The organism is Mesorhizobium sp. M0500 (assembly GCF_040321165.1).
Taxonomy (GTDB): Bacteria; Pseudomonadota; Alphaproteobacteria; order Rhizobiales; family Rhizobiaceae; genus Mesorhizobium.
Window position 1 is genome coordinate 1 of sequence record NZ_JAMYRB010000079.1, and the last position, 1,351, is coordinate 1,351.

Below are 1,351 nucleotides of genomic sequence, written 5' to 3' on the forward strand. Positions count from 1 at the left end.
TGTCGTAAGCAGATGAGTTGTCCGGGTTAGGTAGCAGACGAGTTGTCCGGTTTGATCTTCAGCGAACGGAGGCTGGGGATGAGACGGGCAGCATGGCTACAGGACCGCAGGATGCAGAAGTTTCGCGACGTATTGAGCCGGTGGGATCGAGGTGATCTGTCGATGCTGGAGGCTGGTGAGTTGCTTGGGATGTCGGAGCGTCAGTTCCGGCGCTATCGCGACCGCTACGAGGAAGAGGGTGTCGCCGGCCTTATCGACCGTCGGCTGGGCAAGGCCTCGCCGCGACGGGCGCCGTGCGATGCGGTGGAGGAGATGCTGTTGCTTTACCGGGAGCGGTATTTTGGCTGGAACGTGAAGCACTTCCACGAGCACCTGGTTCGCGACCACAATTTCTGCTGGAGCTACACCTGGACGAAGGCGCAGTTGCACGCAGCCGGTCTGGTGGAGCGGGCCAAGCGGCGCGGGGCGCATCGGCGCAAGCGGCCCAGAAAGCCGTGCGAGGGCATGATGCTGCATCAGGACGGCAGCCGGCACGAGTGGTTGACGGGTGAGCCGCCGCTCGACCTGATCGTGACGATGGACGATGCGACGAGCACGCTCTATTCGGCCTTCCTGGTCGAGGAGGAAGGCACGGCCTCAAGCTTCCAAGGCCTGTTGGAGACGTTTGCGGCCAAGGGTCTGGCGTCGAGCCTCTACAGCGACCGCGGCAGCCACTATTTCCACACGCCCAAGGCCGGGGAAAAGGTCGACAAGGAGCGGCTCACCCAAGTCGGTCGGGCGCTAGTGCGGCTCGGCGTCGAGCATATACCGGCCTATTCGCCCGAGGCGCGCGGACGCTCGGAGCGCACCTTCTCGACGTTGCAGGAACGACTGCCGAAGGAACTTGCACTGGCCGGGATCACAGACATCGAAGCGGCCAACCGCTTCATCGCCGAGGTCTACCTGGCGGCTCACAATGCCCGCTTTTCGAAGCCGCCCGAGATCGCCGACAGCGCCTTCGTCGCCGCCGATCCGGACCAGCTCGCCGAGATCCTGTGCATCGAGGAGGAGCGCGTGGTCGGCCGCGACAACACCATTGTCTTCGGACGGCTCAGGCTGCAGCTGCCGCCAAGCCCGATCCGTCATCACTTCGTCAAGGCCAAGGTCAAGGTGCGCCAATATCCCGACGGCACGCTGGCCGTCTTCCACGGGCCACGGTCGATCGCCCGCTACCATGCGGACGGGTCGTTGCGCGGGCAGAAAACCGAGATCAGGAGTGCGGCGTGAACCGCTTCGACGCACCTCCTGCAACAAACAGAAGCGGACATCTGATGTGCTACAAAAACCGGACAACTTGAAAAGCTACCGACAC

1 protein-coding gene is annotated in these 1,351 nt (G+C 63.4%); it reads left to right on the forward strand.

Annotated features, from left to right (window positions below):
• Positions 1-78: 78 nt before the first annotated feature.
• Complete coding sequence (locus NKI70_RS33820; protein WP_352572748.1) at positions 79-1,266, forward strand: ISNCY family transposase; 1,188 nt, start codon at positions 79-81, stop codon at positions 1,264-1,266.
• The last annotated feature ends 85 nt before the right edge of the window (positions 1,267-1,351 follow it).

Excerpts from the sequence above, each read along its gene's own strand:
- NKI70_RS33820 (WP_352572748.1), top strand. The coding sequence starts at position 79 with ATGAGACGGGCAGCATGGCTACAGGACCGCAGGATGCAGAAGTTTCGC.